The sequence below is a fragment of the Aeromonas sp. QDB11 genome, from assembly GCF_027705265.1.
GTDB classification, from domain to species: Bacteria; Pseudomonadota; Gammaproteobacteria; order Enterobacterales; family Aeromonadaceae; genus Aeromonas; species Aeromonas allosaccharophila.
On sequence record NZ_JAPDBM010000004.1, the window covers coordinates 27,246 to 46,972 of the forward strand.

The 19,727-nt window shown below is 60.5% G+C and carries 18 protein-coding genes and 1 pseudogene; 6 read left to right on the forward strand and 13 right to left on the reverse strand.

The genetic code is table 11. The features are described 5' to 3' along the window. Positions 1-11 precede the first annotated feature (11 nt). From OKC40_RS02200 to OKC40_RS02220, 5 genes are all read right to left on the reverse strand, one after another. Positions 12-164 (reverse strand): hypothetical protein, encoded by a 153-nt coding sequence (locus OKC40_RS02200; protein ID WP_442865882.1) that lies wholly within the window; start codon positions 162-164, stop codon positions 12-14. Beyond that, positions 133-1,005: a virulence factor BrkB family protein gene (locus tag OKC40_RS02205; RefSeq protein WP_270793983.1), complete on the reverse strand. Its 873-nt coding sequence runs from the start codon at positions 1,003-1,005 to the stop codon at positions 133-135. The genes OKC40_RS02200 and OKC40_RS02205 overlap by 32 nt, the downstream gene beginning before the upstream one ends. Before the next feature lie 177 nt (positions 1,006-1,182). Further along, positions 1,183-2,424, reverse strand: coding sequence for a malic enzyme-like NAD(P)-binding protein (locus tag OKC40_RS02210; protein ID WP_270793984.1), 1,242 nt, complete (start codon positions 2,422-2,424; stop codon positions 1,183-1,185). Between the two features lie 268 nt (positions 2,425-2,692). Next, entirely contained in the window at positions 2,693-3,919 is a 1,227-nt protein-coding gene (locus tag OKC40_RS02215) for an aromatic amino acid transporter (protein ID WP_270793985.1), read from the reverse strand. 229 nt (positions 3,920-4,148) lie between these two features. Next, positions 4,149-5,582: a DUF2867 domain-containing protein gene (locus OKC40_RS02220; RefSeq protein ID WP_270793986.1), complete on the reverse strand. Its 1,434-nt coding sequence runs from the start codon at positions 5,580-5,582 to the stop codon at positions 4,149-4,151. 167 nt (positions 5,583-5,749) lie between these two features. Between OKC40_RS02220 and OKC40_RS02225 the strand changes: the two genes are divergently transcribed. Beyond that, positions 5,750-6,841, forward strand: coding sequence for a hypothetical protein (locus OKC40_RS02225; RefSeq protein WP_270793987.1), 1,092 nt, complete (start codon positions 5,750-5,752; stop codon positions 6,839-6,841). 63 nt (positions 6,842-6,904) lie between these two features. Here the strand turns inward: OKC40_RS02225 and priA are convergent, their stop codons facing one another. After that, on the reverse strand, positions 6,905-9,112 hold the full coding sequence (gene priA, locus OKC40_RS02230) for a primosomal protein N' (protein ID WP_270793988.1): 2,208 nt from the start codon (positions 9,110-9,112) through the stop codon (positions 6,905-6,907). 147 nt (positions 9,113-9,259) lie between these two features. Here priA and rpmE point away from each other — a divergent pair, with 147 nt between their 5' ends. Beyond that, complete coding sequence (gene rpmE, locus OKC40_RS02235; protein ID WP_005340673.1) at positions 9,260-9,475, forward strand: 50S ribosomal protein L31; 216 nt, start codon at positions 9,260-9,262, stop codon at positions 9,473-9,475. 100 nt (positions 9,476-9,575) lie between these two features. Here the strand turns inward: rpmE and OKC40_RS02240 are convergent, their stop codons facing one another. Both OKC40_RS02240 and OKC40_RS02245 read right to left on the reverse strand, forming a co-directional pair. Next, positions 9,576-10,226, reverse strand: a complete 651-nt coding sequence (locus tag OKC40_RS02240) for a chromophore lyase CpcT/CpeT (protein ID WP_042656930.1) — start codon at positions 10,224-10,226, stop codon at positions 9,576-9,578. A gap of 122 nt (positions 10,227-10,348) precedes the next feature. After that, positions 10,349-12,202, reverse strand: coding sequence for a methyl-accepting chemotaxis protein (locus OKC40_RS02245; protein WP_270793989.1), 1,854 nt, complete (start codon positions 12,200-12,202; stop codon positions 10,349-10,351). 147 nt (positions 12,203-12,349) lie between these two features. On the opposite strand from OKC40_RS02245, the gene rraA reads away from it, so the two are divergent. Then, positions 12,350-12,835: a ribonuclease E activity regulator RraA gene (rraA, locus tag OKC40_RS02250; protein WP_005340678.1), complete on the forward strand. Its 486-nt coding sequence runs from the start codon at positions 12,350-12,352 to the stop codon at positions 12,833-12,835. Positions 12,836-13,105: 270 nt separating this feature from the next. On the opposite strand, the gene OKC40_RS02255 is transcribed toward rraA, so the two are convergent. The 3 genes from OKC40_RS02255 to OKC40_RS02265 form a co-directional block, all read right to left on the reverse strand. Continuing rightward, entirely contained in the window at positions 13,106-13,780 is a 675-nt protein-coding gene (locus OKC40_RS02255) for a 7-cyano-7-deazaguanine/7-aminomethyl-7-deazaguanine transporter (RefSeq protein WP_042059239.1), read from the reverse strand. Positions 13,781-13,939: 159 nt separating this feature from the next. Further along, positions 13,940-14,227 carry a DUF3630 family protein gene (locus OKC40_RS02260; RefSeq protein ID WP_270793990.1) on the reverse strand — a complete coding sequence of 96 codons (288 nt, stop codon included), beginning with the start codon at positions 14,225-14,227 and terminating at the stop codon, positions 13,940-13,942. A gap of 10 nt (positions 14,228-14,237) precedes the next feature. Next, positions 14,238-15,665: a protein adenylyltransferase SelO gene (locus OKC40_RS02265; RefSeq protein ID WP_270793991.1), complete on the reverse strand. Its 1,428-nt coding sequence runs from the start codon at positions 15,663-15,665 to the stop codon at positions 14,238-14,240. Positions 15,666-15,770: 105 nt separating this feature from the next. On the opposite strand from OKC40_RS02265, the gene OKC40_RS02270 reads away from it, so the two are divergent. Next, entirely contained in the window at positions 15,771-16,073 is a 303-nt protein-coding gene (locus OKC40_RS02270; RefSeq protein WP_075113735.1) for a c-type cytochrome, read from the forward strand. A 68-nt stretch (positions 16,074-16,141) separates the two neighbouring features. Here OKC40_RS02270 and OKC40_RS02275 read toward each other — a convergent pair. After that, positions 16,142-16,282, reverse strand: a pseudogene (locus OKC40_RS02275) (HRDC domain-containing protein); the annotation flags it as partial. A gap of 3 nt (positions 16,283-16,285) precedes the next feature. Further along, complete coding sequence (gene recQ, locus OKC40_RS02280) at positions 16,286-18,121, reverse strand: ATP-dependent DNA helicase RecQ (RefSeq protein WP_108588428.1); 1,836 nt, start codon at positions 18,119-18,121, stop codon at positions 16,286-16,288. 133 nt (positions 18,122-18,254) lie between these two features. Between recQ and OKC40_RS02285 the strand changes: the two genes are divergently transcribed. Beyond that, on the forward strand, positions 18,255-18,719 hold the full coding sequence (locus OKC40_RS02285; protein ID WP_005355465.1) for a thioesterase family protein: 465 nt from the start codon (positions 18,255-18,257) through the stop codon (positions 18,717-18,719). Positions 18,720-18,843: 124 nt separating this feature from the next. Further along, positions 18,844-19,371 carry an AbiTii domain-containing protein gene (locus OKC40_RS02290; protein ID WP_005356927.1) on the forward strand — a complete coding sequence of 176 codons (528 nt, stop codon included), beginning with the start codon at positions 18,844-18,846 and terminating at the stop codon, positions 19,369-19,371. Positions 19,372-19,727: the final 356 nt, after the last annotated feature.

The window sequence follows — 19,727 nt, forward strand, 5'->3', positions numbered from 1 at the left end:
AAGGCGATGGCTCAGCCCAGCTCTTCACTCGCCGGTTTCTCGTATTCGCCGAGGCAGGAGGTGGTTTCAGCCCCCAGCAGCACCACCAGCCAACTGAGGTAAACCCAGACAAACAGGATCGGATGATACCGCTCAGCCCAGCTCTTCGACTGCAGGCTTCTCATACTCGCCGAGACAAGAGGTGGTCTCTGCCCCCAACAGCACCACCAACCAACTCAGATAGACCCAGACGAATAGAATTGGAATAGTCGCCAGCGCGCCATAGATGGCCTGATAGGAGGGGAAGTTGGTGATGTAGATGGCAAAGCCGCGCTTGGCCAGCTCGAACAGGGTAGCCGCCACCAGCGCGCCGATAAAGGCGTGGATCAGCCGCACCTTGCAGTTGGGCACCACGGTATAGACCAGCAGGAAGGTGAGCACCGAGAAGAGGAACGGCAACCCCCGCAACAGCAGATAACCGATACCGAACAGGCTCTCGGCGCCAAACAGCCGCAACGAGAAGATGTAGGAGGAGATGGCGATACTGGCTCCGATAAGCACGGGCCCCAGGGTCAGGATCATCCAGTACATGGCGAATGCCTGCGCCAGCGGGCGGCTCTGGGTCGAGCGCCAGATGTAGTTGAGGTTCTTGTCGATGGCGGAGATCAGCATCAGCGCCACCACCACCAGCGCCCCGATCCCCACCGCCGTAGTGTTGGTCGCGTTGGCGACGAAGCCGTCGATGTACTCCTTGAGCATGTCGCCAGCGGTCGGCACGAAGTTGTGGTAGACGAACTGCTCCATCTCCTGCTTGAGGCTCTGGAACACCGGAAAGGCGGACATCATGCCAAAGACCACGGCGATCATCGGCACCAGCGAGAGCAGGGTGACATAGGCCAGATAACCGGCAGTGACCGTCAATCTGTCCTGCTGGAAACGGCCCCAGACAAACTGGGCGAAGTGGCGACCATCATGGCGCACAAAGGAGAGGGCGTGGGCCAAACGGCCGCTGATTTGCTGCTGCATCTTGATTCTCGTAAGCGTCGTCATGCAGCCATTGTGTCAGAGGGGAGCGCTGTTTGACCACCTTTGAGCCAAGATTGCCGCCATGTCCGCCCATTTTCCGTACAGACTGCACCTTGGGCAGTCACGGGATGCAGCAACAAAAACGGCCCCGATAAAGGGGCCGTTTGCAACGCCGGATTACAGCATGTAGTCCGCGGGCAGCTCGGTGCGAGCAACGCCGGAGGCCACCGCCGCCAGCGCCACAGCGCGGGCAACCCGCGGCAGCAGGCGGGCATCCATCGGCTTGGGAATGACATAATCCTTGCCGAAGGTGAGCACGCTCACCCCGGCGGCGGTCAGCACCTCAGCCGGAACAGGCTCCTTCACCAGACCGCGGATCGCCTCGACCGCAGCGATCTTCATGGCATCGTTGATGCGGCTGGCGCGGGCATCAAGCGCACCGCGGAAGATGAAGGGGAAGCAGAGCACGTTGTTGATCTGGTTCGGGTAGTCGGAACGACCGGTGCCCATGATGAGGTCGCTGCGCACCGCGTGGGCCAGCGCCGGCTTGATCTCCGGGTCCGGGTTGGAGCAGGCGAAGATCACCGGGTTCGGCGCCATCAGGGCCACAGCCTCCGGAGGCAACACGTCCGGGCCGGAGACTCCGACAAACACGTCCGCCCCTTCGATGACATCCATCAGGGTACGCAGCGGGGTGTCGTTGGCGAAACGCTGCTTGTACTTGTTGAGATCGCTGCGGCCGGTGTGAATCACCCCCTGACGATCCAGCATGAATATGTTGTGCGCCCTGGCGCCGCACTTGATCAGCAGCTCCATGCAGGCGGTGGCGGCAGCTCCCGCCCCCATGCAGACGATGCGGCTGTCGCTGATCTGCTTGCCCTGCACTTCCAGCGCGTTGAGCAGACCGGCGGCGGTGACGATGGCGGTGCCGTGCTGGTCATCGTGGAACACCGGAATGTCGCAGCGGGCGATCAGCGCCTCTTCAATCTCGAAACACTCAGGCGCCTTGATATCTTCCAGATTGATGCCGCCGAAGGTATCGGCGATAGCCGCCACCGTGTCGATGAACTGCTGGCTGGTCTCGTGCTTCACCTCGATGTCGATGGCGTCGATACCGGCGAAGCGCTTGAACAACAAGGCCTTGCCTTCCATCACCGGCTTGGAGGCCAACGGCCCCAGATTGCCCAGACCCAGAATGGCGGTACCGTTGGAGATGACGGCCACCAGATTGCCTTTGCCGGTATAGCGGTAGGCATCGGCCGGGTTGGCGGCGATCTCGCGCACCGGCTCGGCAACACCCGGGCTGTAGGCCAGCGCCAGATCATGGGCGGTTTCGGCGGGTTTGGTCAGGGCGATGGCAATTTTGCCCGGTACGGGCTGGGCGTGGTAATCGAGTGCTTCTTGACGCAGATCGGACATGGGGGACCCCGATGTGGTTGGTGCAAATGAGGTGCCGACAGGGGCACGCAGAAGGGCGGGGATCATAAAAGAAAGCAGGGGGCATGCCCAGCAGATCATGCTGCCGTTAGCCAGATCAGACCAGTTATTTCAGTAACTTACCCCACCTGAAACTACCACTTTAGTTATAGATGCTGCTATGTGGGGCAAAAAGTTGGGCAGGAAATGGGACAGAAAAGGGCGGCAAGTTGGCCTTGCCGCCCTTTTCAGTCAGTGCTGTAGAGCGTACTCAGTTGCCCAGATAGACCGGCAACTGACCCGCCATCGACAGGAAGTGGAACAGCGCGGTCGCCAATCCGAACAGGATCAGCAACCAGACCATCAGCTTGCCGCCGGGGGTGACGAAATGGGGAGTCACTTCTCCCCGCTCGGCCCGCGCCCGGGTACGCAACACCAGCAGTGCCGGGATGATGCAGGTCCAGATGGTGGCGGCGGCACCGGCATAACCGATGGCCAGCAGGAAACCGAACGGGAAGAGCAGCGAAAGCACCAGCGGCGGCAGGAAGGTAACAGCCCAGGTCTTGCTGCGACCGGCGCGGCTGTTGTCGAACTTGAACAGATCCGCCAGATAGTCGAACACCCCGAGCCCGACCCCGATAAAGGAGGAGAGAATCGCCGCCATGGAGAAGCCGTTGATGGCGCTGGCCACCTTCTCCGATTCAATGACCCCTGAAAGCGCGGAGAGCAGCACGCTCACGTCACCTCCCTTGGCAATCACGGGGGCAAAATCCTGACGGGGCAGGTTACCGAAGATCCCCAGCAGCCAGAGCACGTAGAGCGCCAGCGCGATCAGGGTTCCCCCCAGAATGGCCCATCTGGCCTGCTGCTCGTTCTGGTAGTAGGCACGCAGGGAGGCAACCGAGTGATGATAGCCGAACGAGGTGAGCGCCACCGGCAGCATCGCCATGGCATAGGGGGCGTAGCGGTTTTCGCTGCCCGCCAGATCGAGCAGGGTCGGCAGCTTGATATTGCCGAGCAGACCGGCCACACCGAGGGCGAAGCTGAAGATCATGAAGGCGATCAGCACCACCGAGATACGGTCAACGGCGCGGGTCGAGTGCCACACCACCAGCGAGAAGAACGCCACGAACAGCACGGAAGCGAGCTTGCTGTCGATCCCCAGTATCCCCTGCAAAATGGCACCGGAGGAGGTGATATAGGCGTAGAGCAGAATGCCGCCAACAAAGTAGACCGAGAGGTTGTTGAGGAGATTGAGCTTCTCCCCCAGCAGCTCGCGGGTCACGGTATTGAAGGAGACCCGCATGTCGTGGTGCTGGAAGGATTCCAGCAACATCCAGCCGGAGAGGGTCATCATCACCATGGTGACGGTCAGCGCCAGCACCGACCAGAGGGTCCAGGCCCCCGCCCCCGAACTCGGCAGACCGAGCATGCCGGCTCCCACGCAGACGCTGGCGATGATGCAGGCGCCCCCCAAAATTGACGGTTTTTTCTTCATAATCCCTTCTTTATTAATTAGTCACACACCTGAACTGCATAAATAGCAGGGCATGATGCCAGTCTTTGCGGCAAGACGCACACCCATATCGGGCGAAAAACGAAGATTTCACCTCGAACGAGTCTTGCTGACTATGCATAAAATCGGCATAAAAGGCGCCTTGGTAAGGCGCCCCTTGCTGTGGTGTGAACAGCGAAAGTGTGGCAACGGGGACGGTCAGACCGCCCGTTCAATCCATGACGGGGATACCGGCCCTCGCCTCTGCCTCTTTGGCGATCGCCTCGGTCATTCCCTGAAAGATAAAGAGGTGGAACGGCAGCATGGCGAGCCAGTAAGCCAGCCCCCAGGCGCCCTGCGGATGCCAGTGGGCAGTCACCCGGATACGGGTCAGGCCAGACTCCTCCGGCAGGATGTTGAACTCCAGCCGCCCGACGCCGGGGGCTTTCATGTTGAACAGCAGATCGAGCCTGCGCCCCTCATCCACCCCGAGGATCTGCCAGGAGTCGAGCATATCCCCCTTCACGAAGCGATCGGGATTGGTGCGGCCCCGGGTGCGGGCCGGGCCGCCGATCAGGTGATCCATCCATTCGCGTACCACCCACAGCTCGTTCATGTAGAAGTAACGCTTCTCTCCCCCCAGCTGCTGCAACACCTGCCACACCACCTCGGGGGAGGCGAGACAGATCGCCTCGCCGCTGGCAGTGCGATCGTAGAAGCCATATTCGGGATGGCGCCAGCGCAGGCCGAGCGGCGTCTCCTGCCCCTGCTGTTCGGCCCCCAGCTTCTGCTCCAACGCCAGACTCTCCGCCAGTGCTTCGTCAAAGCTGAGCAGGGTCTGCGGCAGCAGGGCCCGCAACGGGCCATCGTCGGCCGGAATATCGTGCTTGAGACCGCCCACCAGCGCCTTGGCCACCGGCTGCGGCACCGAAGTGACAAACTGCAGCCACCAGGCGGAGAGACGCGGGCTCAGAAACGGGATGGGAATAATGGGGCAGCGCTTGCCGATATGGGCGGCGAACTTCTGCAACTGCTGTTGGTAGCTGAGCAGCTCGGGGCCGACCGCATTGAAGATGCGGCCATCCACCTCATCAGCCTCCACCAGCCCGCCCAGATAGTGCAGCAGGTTGGACAGCGCAATCGGCGGCGTGCGCGAGCGCACCCATTTCGGCGTCACCATCATCGGCAGGTTGAACACCAGATCCCGCATCACCTCGAACGCCGCCGAGCCGGGGCCGATGATGATGCCGGCGCGCAGCTCCACCGTCGGCACGCCAGAGTCACGAAACAGCTCGCCACAGTGGCGGCGGGAGTTGAGATGGCGGCTGTTGCACTGCTCGGGCTGGATTGCTCCGAGATAGATGATGCGGCGCACCCCGGCGGCGCGGGCAGCGGCGGCAAAATTCTTCACCCCCTGCTGCTCCAGCCGGTGAAAATCGGCCCCCGCTCCCATGGCATGCACCAGATAGAAGACGGTGTCGATGCCCGCCAGCGCAGGCAGCAGGGTGATGGGCTTGAGGCTGTCGGCGAGGCGAAACTCCACCCCCTCCGGCAAGCGGCAGGGACGGCGCGCCCCGGCAATTACCCTGTACCCCAGGGTTTGCAGGTGGGGCACCAGATAGGAGCCTATGTAGCCCGCAGCCCCCATCACCAGACAATTTCTCATCCTCTCTTCCTCTTCACATGTTGCGCCCTGCGCTTGGGCAAACGGGCTAGCACCCGCATGTCCATCATCCTGCCACGCCGCCACCTTGCAACCTAGTACTAACCACCTCCCTGATTAGTCCGATTTGGTGTTAAGCCTTGTGCACTACCTGGTCGATAACTGACCAGATGTATAGCGCCGAGGGCGAACGTATGCGCATCGATCACTACGACCTCCAGGGGGAGGTGCAATACCGGCAACAACAGGCCCAGAGCCGCAAGGTGCGCAACCTCGGGCCCGTGCCACCCGCCGTCAATCAACCAGAAGGCAACAACGCGGCAGCGGCAGGCGAACGCCGCAGCACCCTGACCCTCGCCAGCGCCCTGACGCTGCAAGCCGCGAGGCAATCGGCCGCCAGCCAGCAAGCGACAACGCCTCCCGCCCCGCCTGCAGCGGAAGTCGGCAAAGAGCAGGATGGTATTCCCGACGATGGGCTGGATAACCGCCAGCGGCTGATCAAGCTGATGATTGAGGCGATGCTGGGCCACGAAATCGAGCTGCCCAAGCCGATCAAACCCTCCGAAGAGGGGAGTGAAGGGGTGACCCAAGGAGACGCCGCTGCTCAGGCCGCCGAGCCGGATCAACTGGTGGAGGTGACGGACACCCTGCTGCAACAGGAGCAACTCAACGTGGTGGCGTCAGCCAGCGTAGCGACTCGGGATGGTCAGACTATTCAGCTCGATCTCGGCTTTGTGCTCGACTGGCGTCAGCTGGAGGTGAACCAGCGGCGCACCACCCTCAATGCCCTCAAGGATCCGCTGGTACTCAGTCTGGATGGCAAGATCGCCGATCTGACCGAGGCGAGGGTCAGTTTCGATATCGATCAGGATGGCAAAGAGGATAGCCTGCCGGGCTTGAGTGAAGGCAGCGGCTTCGTGGCGCTGGATCGCAATGGCAACGGCACCATAGACGATGGCGGCGAACTGTTTGGTGCCCGCTCCGGCAATGGCTTCGGCGAGCTGGCGACCCTCGACGAGGATGGCAACGGGGTGCTGGACGAGCGGGATAGCCAGTTTTCAGCGCTGCAGTTCTGGCATCCGGAACACGCCCCCATCGCGCTGGTGGAGCTGGGGATCGGCGCCATCCTGCTGCACCCTCTCGACACCCCCTTCACTCATCTGGGGGAGAGCGGCACTCAGGGAGTGCTGCGCCAATCCGGCCTCTACCTCACCGAACAGGGTAAGGGGGGCTGGGTACAGCAGATCGATCTGCGGGTCTGAGCACTAAAACGGAATCATCCGCCGGTCGCTGACGATAACTGCCAGCGACCAGCCCCAGCGCCATCAACTCAGCTCGGTGGGGTCGATATCCAGACTCCAGCGCACCTTTTTGGTCTCCGGCCAGCCTTCCAGCTCCTTCACCGCCCAATCCAGCAGTTGCGCGAGCGGCGCCCGGTTTGGCCCCTGCACCAGCAACTGCATGCGGAACTTGCCCGCCTTGCGCTCCATAAAACCGCTGATGGGCCCCAGCACCTGCAGATGGGGATAGTGGGCGCTGCGCAGGGTCTCGGCGAGACGGGTGAGGAACAGCTGAACTTCGTCGCGGCCATTGGCCTCGGCGCGAAACAGCCCCTGATAACTGAATGGCGGCAGCCCCAGCAGACGGCGCTCCTTCAGCGCCGTGTCAGCGAAGTGGCCGTAACCGTTCTGGGTCAGATCCTGCAGCAGGGCGTGTTCCGGATGATGGCTCTGCAACACCACCAGCCCGGGCTTGCTGGCGCGACCGGCACGGCCCGCCACCTGAGTGTAGAGCTGGGCCAGCTTCTCGGCGGCGCGAAAATCGGCGCTGAACAGGGCGCCATCCACATCCAGCAGGCCCACTAGCGTCACATCCGGGAAGTGGTGGCCCTTGGCCAGCATCTGGGTGCCGATCAGGATCTTGTACTTGCCCGCCTTGATGTCACCGAGATGGGTCTCCAGCTCCCCCTTGCGGCGGGTGTTGTCCCGGTCGATGCGCACCACCGGGTATTGCGGGAAAACCGTGGTGAGCAGCTGCTCCAACTGTTCGGTGCCGACCCCGGATCCGATCAGTTCGTTGCTGCCACACTCGGGGCAGTGATGGGGCAGCGGGCGTACGCTGTCACAGTGGTGGCAGTGCAGCCGTCGTCCGGCCTGATGCCAGGTGTACCAGGCATCGCAACGCTCGCAGGCGGCACTCCAGCCACATTGGTGGCAAATCAGAGCCGGGGCATAGCCACGACGGTTGAGAAACAGCATCACCTGATTACCCGCCGCCAGATGTTCCGCCATCAGCTGCTCCAGCTGGGGGGAGAGTCCTGCCTGCAACCGCACGTTCTTGATATCCAGGATCACCTGACGGGCAGTCTGGGCGTTACCGGCACGCCGAGTCAGGCTGAGGTGGTGATACTTGCCAGTGCGGGCGTTGTGCAGCGTCTCCAGCGACGGAGTGGCCGAGCCAAGCAGGATGGGGATACCGGCGCGATGGGCCCGCATCACCGCCAGATCCCGGGCGTGGTAGCGAAAACCGTCTTGCTGCTTGAAGGAGCCATCGTGCTCCTCGTCGATGATGATGATGCCGAGGTTGTGAAACGGGGTGAACACCGCGGAGCGGGTGCCGATCAGGATGGCGGCGCCACCATCACGACAGGCCAGCCAGGCATCGAGCCGCTCCCGGTCGTTCATGGCGGAGTTCATCGCCACCACTGGCACGTTGAAGCGGCGGCGGAAGCGGTTGATGGTCTGCGGGGTGAGGCCGATCTCCGGCACCATCACCAGCGCCTGCTTGCCCGCCTTGAGCAACGGCTCGAGGATGCTCAGGTAGACCTCGGTCTTGCCGGAGCCGGTGATGCCATCGAGCAGGAAAGCACCGAACTTGTCGCTCTGGCTGGTAACGGCGGAGACAGCCAGCGCCTGCTCGCCGTTGAGGCGCAGCCCCTCCCCCGGTTCAAAGCGGGCGGCCCAGTCGCCGTCGTGGCTCGGCTCCAGCGAGCGCCTCTCCAGCAAGCCTTTCTTCTCCAGCGCAGTGAGTGCGGCGCTCTGGATCTCCTCCTGCTTGAGGGCGGAAGGGGTCTGCGGCCCCTTGCGCAGCAGGGCGAGCGCCTGCTGCTGCTTGGCCGCCCGCTTGAGCTCGTTAAGGCCGATGGCCATCCCCGCCTCGGTGGCAAACCAGAACTCCAGCTCGCGATAGGCGGCAGGCTCCCCCTTGCGCACCAGCACCGGCAGGGCATGAGGCAACACCTCCCCCAGCGGATGCTGGTAATAGCTGGCGCTCCAGTTCATCAGCGCCAGAATATCCGGCCCCAGCACCGGCGTCGCATCGAGTACCCGCTTGATGGGCTTGAGCTTGTTGCGTGGCACCTGGCTGTCGGCCGGATGCTCCACCACCAGCCCGACCAGGGTCTGGGGGCCGAAAGGGATCTCGACCCGGCAACCGGGGGCAGGTAACGGCAGGGGAGAGAGATAGTCGAAGTGACGGCGTAACGGTACCGGGACAGCGACACGAACCAGATCCAGCGTTTGGGAAGAATTCACCAGGGGTTGCCTATTTTTTCTGCGAAGCCACTTGCCTGATCTCAGGCATTTCCTATATTATTCGCAGCCTTTGAAACTGTGTTCAACAATCGTGTGGTGTCCGACGAGAGATCGGATGGCGACACGGCCTATTAATTGAGGTTGTCCATGAAAGCTGGTATCCATCCTGACTACGTAGCCATCACCGCCAAGTGCTCTTGCGGTAACGTCATCAACACTTTCTCTACCATCGGTAAAGATCTGAACCTGGACGTGTGCTCCGAGTGCCACCCGTTCTACACCGGCAAGCAGAAAGAAGTTTCTAGCGGCGGCCGCGTAGACAAGTTCAACAAGCGTTTCGGTGCGATGACCACCAAGAAGTAATTTTACTTCTGAAGAATTCTGAAAAAGGCGCCCATCGGGCGCCTTTTTTACGATCCCTGTTTTTCTTCCTTCACGTTCCCGCAGCCAGATGCATTCACACCTACTGGCCAAATCCTCTGGAACGACGCAAATAGACATACCCCTCACCCGGGCTGCCCCAACGCGACCGCCCTTCGTTGTCATAGGCTCGATCCAGCAATCTGACGCTATCGGGGCCAATCCAGATATGCTGCACCAGAGTACTGGCACCACCAAAATCGGTGGAGCAGTGGCCCACCCGGGTGTGACCGGCATACTCGCCGGACGGGGTGCGGGTCAGCCAGATCTCGCAACCGTGGCGCAAGGAGAGCTGCTGCGGGGTCAGGCTGTCGAGCAGGGAGGGATCGTGCCAGGCGCCGGCAAAATCGGTGGCCCGGGGCATGGTCAGTTCGGCCATCAGGATCCGTCCATCAGGGGCGGGGGAGAAACGGTAGATACGCTGGCGAAACGGGCGGATGGAGCGCAGGCTCAGGTACTGTTCGGCATAGACCCAGCGATAGCCCTGATAGCCGGGCCAGATCTCCATCAGCCGCAGCTCGGCACTGGTAAAGCGGCTGTCGTAACTGGCCTGCTCCCGGCTCGTAAAGGCCCCGTTGAACCAGCTGAGCAGCGGCTCCATGCCTGGCTTGAGTGGGGTGGCCTGGGGTGCCGGGCCTGCCAGCACCAGACAGGTGCAGAACAGCCCGAATACGGCCACCAGCAACTTTGCCATCGAATCCTTCCGAATCATCATAGTGGCGGCGATTATATGAGCGAATGCCCCCAATAACAGCCATTACGATCAAATCATTGCCACTCTGATGTGAAAACCTCGCAAAGATGTCAGTCCGGTCACTAAACCCGGTATTTCGCCACCGCCTGATTCAACAGTTGCGCCTGCTTGTTGAGCCCATCACTGGATTTGGCATTTTCCTCCGCCATGGTGCTGGACTCCTGGGCAATGTCGCGGATGTTGTTGACGTTGCGGTTCACCTCGTTGGCCACCAGACTCTGCTGTTCGATGGCCGCCGCGATCTGGGTGCTCATATCCATGATGTGAGTGACATCCTGGGTGATCTGTCCCAACAGCTCCCCTGCGGTGCTGGCCTGCTCCGAGCTGCGGTTGCCCTGCTCGCGGCAGGTCGCCATCATCTCGACGATGCTGCCGGTCTGCTTTTGCAAGGAGCTGATGATGCCGGCGATCTCCTGGGTCGATTTCTGGGTGCGTATGGCGAGGCTGCGTACTTCGTCGGCCACTACCGCAAAGCCACGACCCTGATCCCCCGCACGGGCCGCCTCGATGGCCGCATTGAGCGCCAGCAGATTGGTCTGCTCGGCAATCCCCCTGATCACATCCAGCACCGAGCCGATGGTCTCGCTCTCTTTTTGCAGTTGTCCCACCTCCCTGGACGAGCTTTCCAGATTGCCCGCCAGCGAGCGGATCTGGCTGACCGTATTTTCAACCGCGGTGCGCCCCTCCATCGCCTTGTTGTTGGTGGTCTGGGCATTGTTGGCGGCCTGTTCGGTATTGCGGGCGATCTCTTCGATGGTGGATCCCATCTCGGTGGAGGCGGTCGCCACCATGTCGGTCTCCTGCAACTGGCGCGCCGCCCCCTCGCTGGTGCGCTGGACGTTGGCCGAGAGGTGATCGGCTGCCTCCGTCAGGGTATGAACACTCTGCTTCACATCGCCGATCAGGGTGCGGAACCCGCCCAGCATCACGTCCAGATTACCCGCCAGCTGGGCCATTTCATCAGCCCCTTTCAACTCGATTTTCAGCCGCAGGTCATTATCCTGACGAATGCGATTGACCGTCTCGTTCACCTGGGTGATGGGGCGGTCGATGCTGCGGCCGAGCAGCACACTCATGATGCCGATCAGCACGATAATCACCCCGCCACAGACCAGCATCAGGCTGTTGAGGCGAGCGGTCTGCCGCTCCAGTTCATCGACAATGTGCTGGTCAACGGTCGCAAACCCCTGCTCGGTTTGATGCACCAGATCCCGCATCTGGTTGCGCAGCCCCTCACCCTCTTTCAGACCCAGCACCTGCATCCCCTGCACCAGGGCGACAAAGTCCTGCCGGTATTGCTTGCTGGCCTGCTCCAGCTTGCCGCGATCCGCCTCCGGCAAAGCGGCAAGGCTATCCTGAAAGCTCTTGTGCAAGGTCTCGAAGCGATCCAGATACTGGATGTCGGAGCGCAACATGAAGTCCTTCTCCGCCCGCCTCAGCTGCAACATGGTGATGAGCAGCCCCTGCTGATCCAGCTGCTTGAGGCCATCTTCCACCTCATGCACTGCGGCCCGCAATTTGCCATAGAGACCATCTTCCGGCCCCAGCCCTATCTTCTGCTGCTGAGCGACCAGGGCGCTGAAGGCGCTGCCATAGGCCCCCATCTGCTGATCCAGCCGGGTCAGCTCACCATGCACCACGCTGATATTGTCATCGGCACTCAGAGTGCGGTTGAGCGCATGGAAACTCGCCAGCACTTTATTGAACTGATCGACGAAGGTCATCTCCTTGCGGATCACAAAATCCTTCTCGGCACGCCGCAGATTGAGCATGGCGATCTCCAACTGATCCACATTGCGCTGGGCATCGGCCAGATGGCGACTGACCTGACTGGAGTAGAGAAACAGGCCGCTCAGTACCAACATGGCAATCGCCACCAGCACGGTATTCAGGATCAATTTATGACGTATCAGCACGATGGACCTCTCGCAAACCAGGCAATGGACTGCATTGAGCTTATGCAGAAAAGCGGCGACGGGTGATCTGTGCAAGGAATATTCATTGAAATGCCACACCCACTCCTTATACTGGTTGCACCTGTTTCCAGCCGTGGATTTGACACTATGGAATACAACACTTCAGAATTGTGCGACATCTATCAGGACATGGTGGATGTACTCGAACCCATGCTCTGCTCCTTCGGCGGCCGCGCCTCTTTCGGCGGCGTCATCACCACAGTCAAATGCTTCGAATCGAATGGCCTGATCCGTGAACTCGTCAAAGAGAACGGACTGGGGCGCGTCTTGCTGATCGATGGCGGTGGCTCCATGCGCCGTGCCCTGATCGATAGCGACATCGCCACGACAGCGGCCGAGAACGATTGGGAAGGGATTGTCTGCTACGGTTGCGTCCGCGAGGTCGATATTCTGGAAGATCTGGATATCGGCATTCAGGCGCTGGCAGCCATTCCGGTCGGTGCCGACAGCAAGGATGTAGGGGAGACTGATCTGCCGGTCAACTTCGGTGGCGTGACTTTCCTGCCTGACGACCACCTCTACGCCGATACCACAGGGGTGATCCTCTCCCCCGAGGCACTCGATATCGAGTAAGCCACAAACAGAGTGACGACGGGAGCCTTGGCTCCCGTTTTTTATGGCTGCAATTTGCTGAAAAAAGACAAAAAAAGAGGGCCAGATAAACTGGCCCTTAACTGGAAGCAATGTGAGCAATGTCGTGCCTTCACAAGAAGTCCATCACGTTGGAACGAATGAAGTCTTTCCCGGAAAACAAGTTAACAATAATCATTCTCATTTAACTAGGCAAGCCCTATTTGCAGAAAGTGCAAAAAAATTGACCACCGCGAAGGGTGGTCAATTTCATCAGGCTTGTCGGGTAGCCGTCTGCAGGCTGGATAATCCGGCCTCGCCCACCAGCTTGCGGCTGAGGTAGCGCAGCAAGACACCGTAGAGCGGCACGAACAAACCAAGGCTTATCAGTAACTTGAATACGTAATCGACGGTTGCGATCTCGACCCAGTGCTCTGCCATGAAAGGATCTGTGGTGCGCCAGAAGGCCACACTGAAGAAGGCGATGGTATCGACCAGATTACCGAACAGGGTGGATGCCGCCGGGGCAACCCACCAGGCTTTCATCAGTCGCAGTCGGTTGAACACCACCACATCCATGAACTGACCCACCAGATAGGCCATAAAACTGGCCAGCGCGATGCGTGCCACAAACAGATTGAATTCGGCCAGATTGCCAACACCCTGGAAGCTCCCTTCGAAGAAGAGCACGGAGAGCGCATAGGAGACCGCCAGCGCAGGCAGCATCACGGTCTGGATAATCTTGCGCGCCAGACCGGCACCGAAGATCCGCACCGTCAGGTCAGTCGCCAGGAAGATAAACGGGAAGCTGAACGCACCCCAGGTGGTATGGAAGCCAAACACGGTGATCGGCAGCTGCACCAGATAGTTGCTGCTGGCAATAATCAGGATGTGGAACAACGACAGGCGAACAAGCGCCGTTTGGTACTGCGCAGGGGTCAGATTCATCTTGTGACCTTTTTGGTTAATGGGGTTAGGGAACCCATACCGCCACCATTGGCGATAATCGAGGGGCGAGATTATACGCCCCCAAATCGATAGTTCAATCTTTATGCGATGATACGCGCCCGGATTGACTAGCCGCAGAGCAGGCCTCGCGGGCGAGCGTTACTCCTTGTGTTGCCTGGCGAGCCAGAGCAACACCTCCCGATCCGCCGGGCGTACCGCCTCCAGCCAGCAACCGCTGTAGTGTTCATACTCCAGCCGGAACTGGCTCCCTTCAAACGCCAGCAGCCAGCTGTGGCGGTCGGCGCCCACATCTTGCTCGAACGGCAGCAACTCCCACTCTTGCAGCAAGGCCTGCGCCAACACCGGAAACGTGTCCCAGTCGAGCGCCGGGCAATCCAGCGTCACCACGCCAGCTTCGTTATCTACCTGCTTGATCTGCCAACTCATTCCCTGTCTCTCAGCTGCTGCAGGAGAGCTCGCCACCGCAATACCATGCTGGCGCAGGAGTAGCGAGATCCTCATATTCGGGTTGTTCATCATAGGGACGCTGCAGGGCGGCGAACAGCCGCTCGAACGGCTGCATATCCCCTGCCTCGGCGGCATCTATCGCCTGCTGGGCCAGCGCATTGCGCAGTACATACTTGGGATTGATGCCATCCATCCGCGCCTTGCGCACGGCATCCTTGCTTCCTTCGCTCACCAGCCGCGTCCGATAGCGTTCCAGCCACGCCTGCCAACCCCGCGGATCAGGCAACAGCGCCAGCAGAGACGCGGGCCAGGCTCCCTCTTGCGTCACCTCACCGAGACGCCGCAGGAACAGGTGGTAATCCACCTTGTTAGCCGCCAGCAGCCGGAACAGCTCGCGGAACAGCGCAGGGTCATCCTCCTCCCACACCGCCAGCCCGAGTTTGGCCCGCATCAGTTCGGAGTAGTGCAGCATCAGCTGCTGTTCGTACTGGGCCAACGCCCCAGCCAGCGCATCACCGTCTACATGGCCAGCCAGCGCCTGCGCCAGCTTTTGTAGATTCCAGTAACCGACCGCAGGCTGCTGATCCAACGCGTAACGACCCGCCGGATCCGAGTGATTGCAGACAAAATCGGGCATGTAGGCATCGATAAAGCCGTAGGGGCCGTAATCCAGCGTCAGGCCGAGCAGCGACATGTTATCGGTGTTCATCACCCCGTGACAGAAGCCCGCCGCCTGCCATTTGGCAATCAGCCGCGCGGTGCGGCGCACCACCTCGGAAAACAGTTCGACGCCACTCTCCAGCTCGGGGAAGTGGTGGCGCAGCAGATACTCGATGAGCGGCGGGATCTTCTCCCCCTGCCCGCTCCAGGCGAAATACTCGATATGACCAAAGCGCAGATGGCTGGGGGCGGTTCGCAGCACGGTCGCCCCGGTCTCCACCTGTTCGCGGTAAACGGGCTCCTGACTCCCCACCAATACCAGCGCCCGGGTGGTCGGGATGCCAAGGGCATGGAGTGCTTCGGAGGCGAGATATTCGCGGATGCTGGAGCGCAATACGGCACGGCCATCGCCAAAACGGGAGAACGGCGTCTTTCCTGCCCCCTTCAGATGGAGATCCCAGCGGCTGCCATCGGGCGCCAGCTGCTCACCCAATAGCAGCGCCCGACCATCCCCGAGCCTAGGGCTATAACCCCCGAACTGATGACCTGCATAGACCTGCGCCACCGGCTGCATGCCGGGCAGCCGTTTTCCCTCGCCACAACAGGCGATCCAGTCAGCCTCGCTGACGCCTCCCAGCCCCAACTCGGCCAACAAAGCCCGGTTGAGATGAAGCAACCGGGGTTGCTGTAGCGGCTGGGGAACCACAGACTCACAAGCCCAGGGCAACTCGGTCGCAAAAGTGTTGATCAGCTTCATGGTTGTGCCATTCGTCCCTGCGTATGCTCGTGTCACTCTTTATACTGCCGTCAGCCACGCTTGTGCTCACTGGCAACCATCATTTTTCAATTCAAGGAGAGGAAGATGCAAAAATGGGTATATGCCCTGCCCTTGCTGGCACTGGCGTGGGGTCATCAGGCCAAGGCTGCCGATATCGAAGCCGGCAAAGCCAAAGCAGCGGTCTGTGCCGCCTGTCACGGCGTGGAAGGTAAGGCGATGATCCCCAACTATCCCCATCTGGCGGGTCAGAATGCCGCCTATCTGGTGAAACAGTTGAAAGCGTTCAAGGATGGCTCTCGCAAAGAGCCCTTGATGGACCCCTTCATGGCGCCGCTGACCGAGGCAGATATCGACAATCTGGCCGCCTTCTACGCCAGCCTGAAATAACCTCGCGTCTGATTCGCACTCATCCAGGGCCGCATCTGCTGTGGTCGATTACGCTTCGCTAATCGACCCTACCGGCGGCAGTAGTCGATGATAAGGTCCATAAAGGCTTCGCCGAAGCGTTCCAGCTTGCGGTGACCGACGCCGTTGATGGCCAGCATCTCGTCTTCGGTCATCGGCATCGCCGCTGACCCCATCTCCACCCGAGTTGCTATCTATCTGCGGCAGTAGTCGATGATAAGGTCCATAAAGGCTTCGCCGAAGCGTTCCAGCTTGCGGTGGCCGACACCGTTGATAGCCAGCATCTCGTCTTCGGTCATCGGCATCAGCTGAGCCATCTCCACCAGGGTCGCATCGTTGAACACTACGTAGGGCGGCACCTCTTCATCCTCGGCGATCTGCTTGCGCAGGCCGCGCAGCTCCTTGAACAGCCGCTTGTCGTAGTTGGCGTTGTCGAGCAGGCCATTGCGCTTCTCTTTGCGGCTGGAGATAGGCTGCAGGCGGGGCACCGCCAACTCCAGCTTCACCTCGCCACGCAGCACGGGGCGGGCCGCTTCGGTCAGCTGCAGCACCAGATTGCGGGTGATGTTCTGGGTCAGCAGCCCCTTGTGGATCAGCTGGCGGATCACGCTCATCCAGTATTCGTGGCTCTGATCCTTGCCGATGCCATAGGTCGAGAGCTTGTCGTGGCCGTGATCCTTGATGCGCTGGTTGAGCGAGCCGCGCAGCACCTCCACCACATAGCCCACCCCGAAATTCTGCCCCACCCGCCAGACGCAGGAGAGCGCCTTCTGGGCATCTTCGGTACCGTCATAGCTCTTGGGCGGATCCAGGCAGATATCGCAGTTGCCACACGGCTTGTCGTTGTACTCGCCGAAGTAGTTGAGCAGCACCTGACGGCGGCAGGTCTGCGCCTCGGCAAAGGCCGCCATCACGTTGAGCTTGTACTGCTCCACCTGCAACTGCTGGGGATTCTCGATGTTGTCGAGCAGACGGCGCACCCGGCCGATATCGGCGGGATCGTAAAGCAGCAGCGCCTCGGCGGGAGTGCCATCACGACCGGCGCGACCGGTCTCCTGATAGTAGGATTCGATGTTCTTTGGAATGTCGTAGTGCACCACGAAGCGCACGTTAGGCTTGTCGATGCCCATGCCGAACGCCACCGTCGCCACCACGATCTCGACATCATCCTTGAGGAAGGCATCCTGGGTCTGCTGGCGCTGCTCGAGCGGCAGCCCCGCATGATAGGGCGCCGCCTTGCAGCCGTGGCGGGATAGCCGCTCGGCCACTTCCTCCACCCGGTTGCGACTGGAGCAGTAGACAATGCCGCAGTTGCCTTTCTGGCTCTGCACGTAACGCAGCAACTGCTCCGCCGCCTTGAACTTCTCCACCAGGCTGTAGCGGATATTGGGTCTGTCAAAGCTGGCGGTGTGGATAAAGGGATCGTTGAGTTCCAACCGGTGCAGCATGTCGCTGCGGGTCGCCTCGTCGGCGGTGGCGGTCAGCGCCACCACAGGCACCTGCGGGAACCACTGCTTGAGTCGCCCCAGCGCCGCATACTCAGGCCGGAAGTCGTGGCCCCACTGGGAAACGCAGTGCGCCTCGTCGATGGCGAACAGCCCGAGCGGCAGCTCGGCCAGCCGGTCCATGAACTCGTGCTGCAGCAAGCGCTCGGGGGAGACATAGACCAGCTTGATCTCGCCGCGACGCATGGCGGCGAAGTTCTGGATCATCTCCTCCCGGCTCAGGGCCGAGTTGATGTAGACCGCCGCCACACCGTTGGCGCGCAAACTGTCGACCTGATCCTTCATCAGCGAAATAAGGGGGGAAACCACCACCCCGAGCCCGGGCCGCAGCAGTGCCGGGATCTGGTAGCAAAGCGACTTGCCGCCGCCAGTGGGTTTGAGCACCAGCGCATCGCGCCCCGCGACGATCTGCTCGATGATCTCGAGCTGACCCGGCCGAAACTGCTGATAGCCGAAGACCGCCTGCAGCAGGGCAAGCGGACTCTCTGGCTGAGGATCTGGCAGGGTTTCGGCAATCGCGGTCATGGGCTCTCCTTTGGGGTCGCCATTCTAAAGCAGCCGCCGCCCACAATAAACCTGCCATTGCGACTGTTAAGGAACTGTTGCAGACTGGCTGGAGTTTTTACTCGGCTTTGATGACAAGGATTGGGATCAGAGAATGAAACAGATGCTCAAGAAGATGGCGCTCAGTGGCATTGCCAACCTGTTTGCCGAGAAGATGCCGTTCAACAAGCTGATCGGCATGCAGGTAACCCACTACGACTTCGACAAGGTGGAACTGCGCATCAAGATGGACGAGAAGCTGATCGGCAACCCTTTCCACAACATCCTGCACGGCGGCGTCACCGCCACGCTGCTCGATGTAGCGGGCGGCATGATTGTCGCCGCCTCCTGCATCGACGAGCTGGAGGAGTTCTCCCCCAGCTATCTCAAGGAGCGCTTCGCTCGCCTCGGCACCATCGATCTGCGGGTGGATTACCTGCGCCCGGGGCGCGGCAACGAGTTTATCGCCACCGCCCACATCATCCGCGCTGGCAGCAAGGTCGCCGTCGCCCGGATGGAGCTGCACAACGAAGAGGGCACTCACATTGCATTCGGGACCGGCACCTATCTGGTGGGTTGAACCAAGTTAGTGCATAAAAACCACGCTGCTAATCCACTTTTAATCATTAGATTCCTTACCCCCTCTGGCCGAACAAGGTCCATACTGATAGTCGGAATTGTGTGCAGAGGGAGGATTGCAGGCGATGAGTGCGAAACTGGCCATCAAACCATCCAGAGCCTTGTTGACACAGCTCGAGTCCATGCTCGACGAGGTGCAGACACCCGAGTGTCGCCACTGGTTGGAACAGGAGCTTGAGGGGTATTCTCTCTCCTCACCCCTGCCTTGGTATCGCATCGTTCCCTGTCGGCAACGCGGTCACTTTCTGGATCTGAAAACGGGAAAATATTTGACCTGTCACATCAACAGTCAAACGCTATGCCAACGCGATCTGGCCCAAATTCAGTTCATTTACGCCCGTGAACCCGCCGCCCACTATTTGCTGCAACGCAATTCCGGTATTGAACCCTGGCCAGAGCAGCTGCTGGAAGATTATCAGGAGCAGTTGATCCCAGGCCATTTATGCCTGCAAGCCTGGCATGAGCCCGTGATTTCATTACGTGCACAACTGATGGAGGGAATAGAACATTTCATTAGTGAGTACCCCAAGCACGCGGCCTTGCTGCCTCAACACAGTTTCAAGGCTTTGCGGCATCAGCACTGGCATATCTGAGTAAGCGCCTGGCGCGCAAGGAGGGCACCATAGACAAGACCCATAGTGAGATTGCCACAATCTAGAGTGCCGGAGTCAGAATAGACTCCACCAATGGGCCACCAAGCGGTGGCCCTTTTAATTTCCGCAGTCGCCTCACTATCGACAGTCCCGCTCACCATACACACCACCTGCTTATACCCAATCTTTACCCGCCCTTCCCATATTCCACCGACTTATCGCCCCTCTATCCCCTCCCGACCGGAATAAAAGTGGGTTGCCATCACAAGCCGAAAACGGATAGCGGATAGCGGATAGCGGATAGCGGATAGCGGATAGCGGATAGCGGATAGCGGATAGCGGATAGCGGATAGCGG

What these genes read in the sequence shown, in the direction of transcription:
- OKC40_RS02260 (WP_270793990.1), bottom strand. Translation starts at nt 14,227, where the DNA reads ATGAGTTGGCAGATCAAGCAGGTAGATAACGAAGCTGGCGTGGTGACG.
- OKC40_RS02255 (WP_042059239.1), bottom strand. Translation starts at nt 13,780, where the DNA reads ATGAATCTGACCCCTGCGCAGTACCAAACGGCGCTTGTTCGCCTGTCG.
- OKC40_RS02290 (WP_005356927.1), top strand. Translation starts at nt 18,844, where the DNA reads ATGAGTGCGAAACTGGCCATCAAACCATCCAGAGCCTTGTTGACACAG.
- OKC40_RS02285 (WP_005355465.1), top strand. Translation starts at nt 18,255, where the DNA reads ATGAAACAGATGCTCAAGAAGATGGCGCTCAGTGGCATTGCCAACCTG.
- rraA (WP_005340678.1), top strand. Translation starts at nt 12,350, where the DNA reads ATGGAATACAACACTTCAGAATTGTGCGACATCTATCAGGACATGGTG.
- rpmE (WP_005340673.1), top strand. Translation starts at nt 9,260, where the DNA reads ATGAAAGCTGGTATCCATCCTGACTACGTAGCCATCACCGCCAAGTGC.
- recQ (WP_108588428.1), bottom strand. Translation starts at nt 18,121, where the DNA reads ATGACCGCGATTGCCGAAACCCTGCCAGATCCTCAGCCAGAGAGTCCG.
- OKC40_RS02220 (WP_270793986.1), bottom strand. Translation starts at nt 5,582, where the DNA reads ATGAGAAATTGTCTGGTGATGGGGGCTGCGGGCTACATAGGCTCCTAT.
- OKC40_RS02210 (WP_270793984.1), bottom strand. Translation starts at nt 2,424, where the DNA reads ATGTCCGATCTGCGTCAAGAAGCACTCGATTACCACGCCCAGCCCGTA.
- OKC40_RS02265 (WP_270793991.1), bottom strand. Translation starts at nt 15,665, where the DNA reads ATGAAGCTGATCAACACTTTTGCGACCGAGTTGCCCTGGGCTTGTGAG.
- OKC40_RS02270 (WP_075113735.1), top strand. Translation starts at nt 15,771, where the DNA reads ATGCAAAAATGGGTATATGCCCTGCCCTTGCTGGCACTGGCGTGGGGT.
- OKC40_RS02200 (WP_442865882.1), bottom strand. Translation starts at nt 164, where the DNA reads ATGAGAAGCCTGCAGTCGAAGAGCTGGGCTGAGCGGTATCATCCGATC.
- OKC40_RS02205 (WP_270793983.1), bottom strand. Translation starts at nt 1,005, where the DNA reads ATGCAGCAGCAAATCAGCGGCCGTTTGGCCCACGCCCTCTCCTTTGTG.
- OKC40_RS02215 (WP_270793985.1), bottom strand. Translation starts at nt 3,919, where the DNA reads ATGAAGAAAAAACCGTCAATTTTGGGGGGCGCCTGCATCATCGCCAGC.
- OKC40_RS02240 (WP_042656930.1), bottom strand. Translation starts at nt 10,226, where the DNA reads ATGGCAAAGTTGCTGGTGGCCGTATTCGGGCTGTTCTGCACCTGTCTG.
- OKC40_RS02225 (WP_270793987.1), top strand. Translation starts at nt 5,750, where the DNA reads ATGTATAGCGCCGAGGGCGAACGTATGCGCATCGATCACTACGACCTC.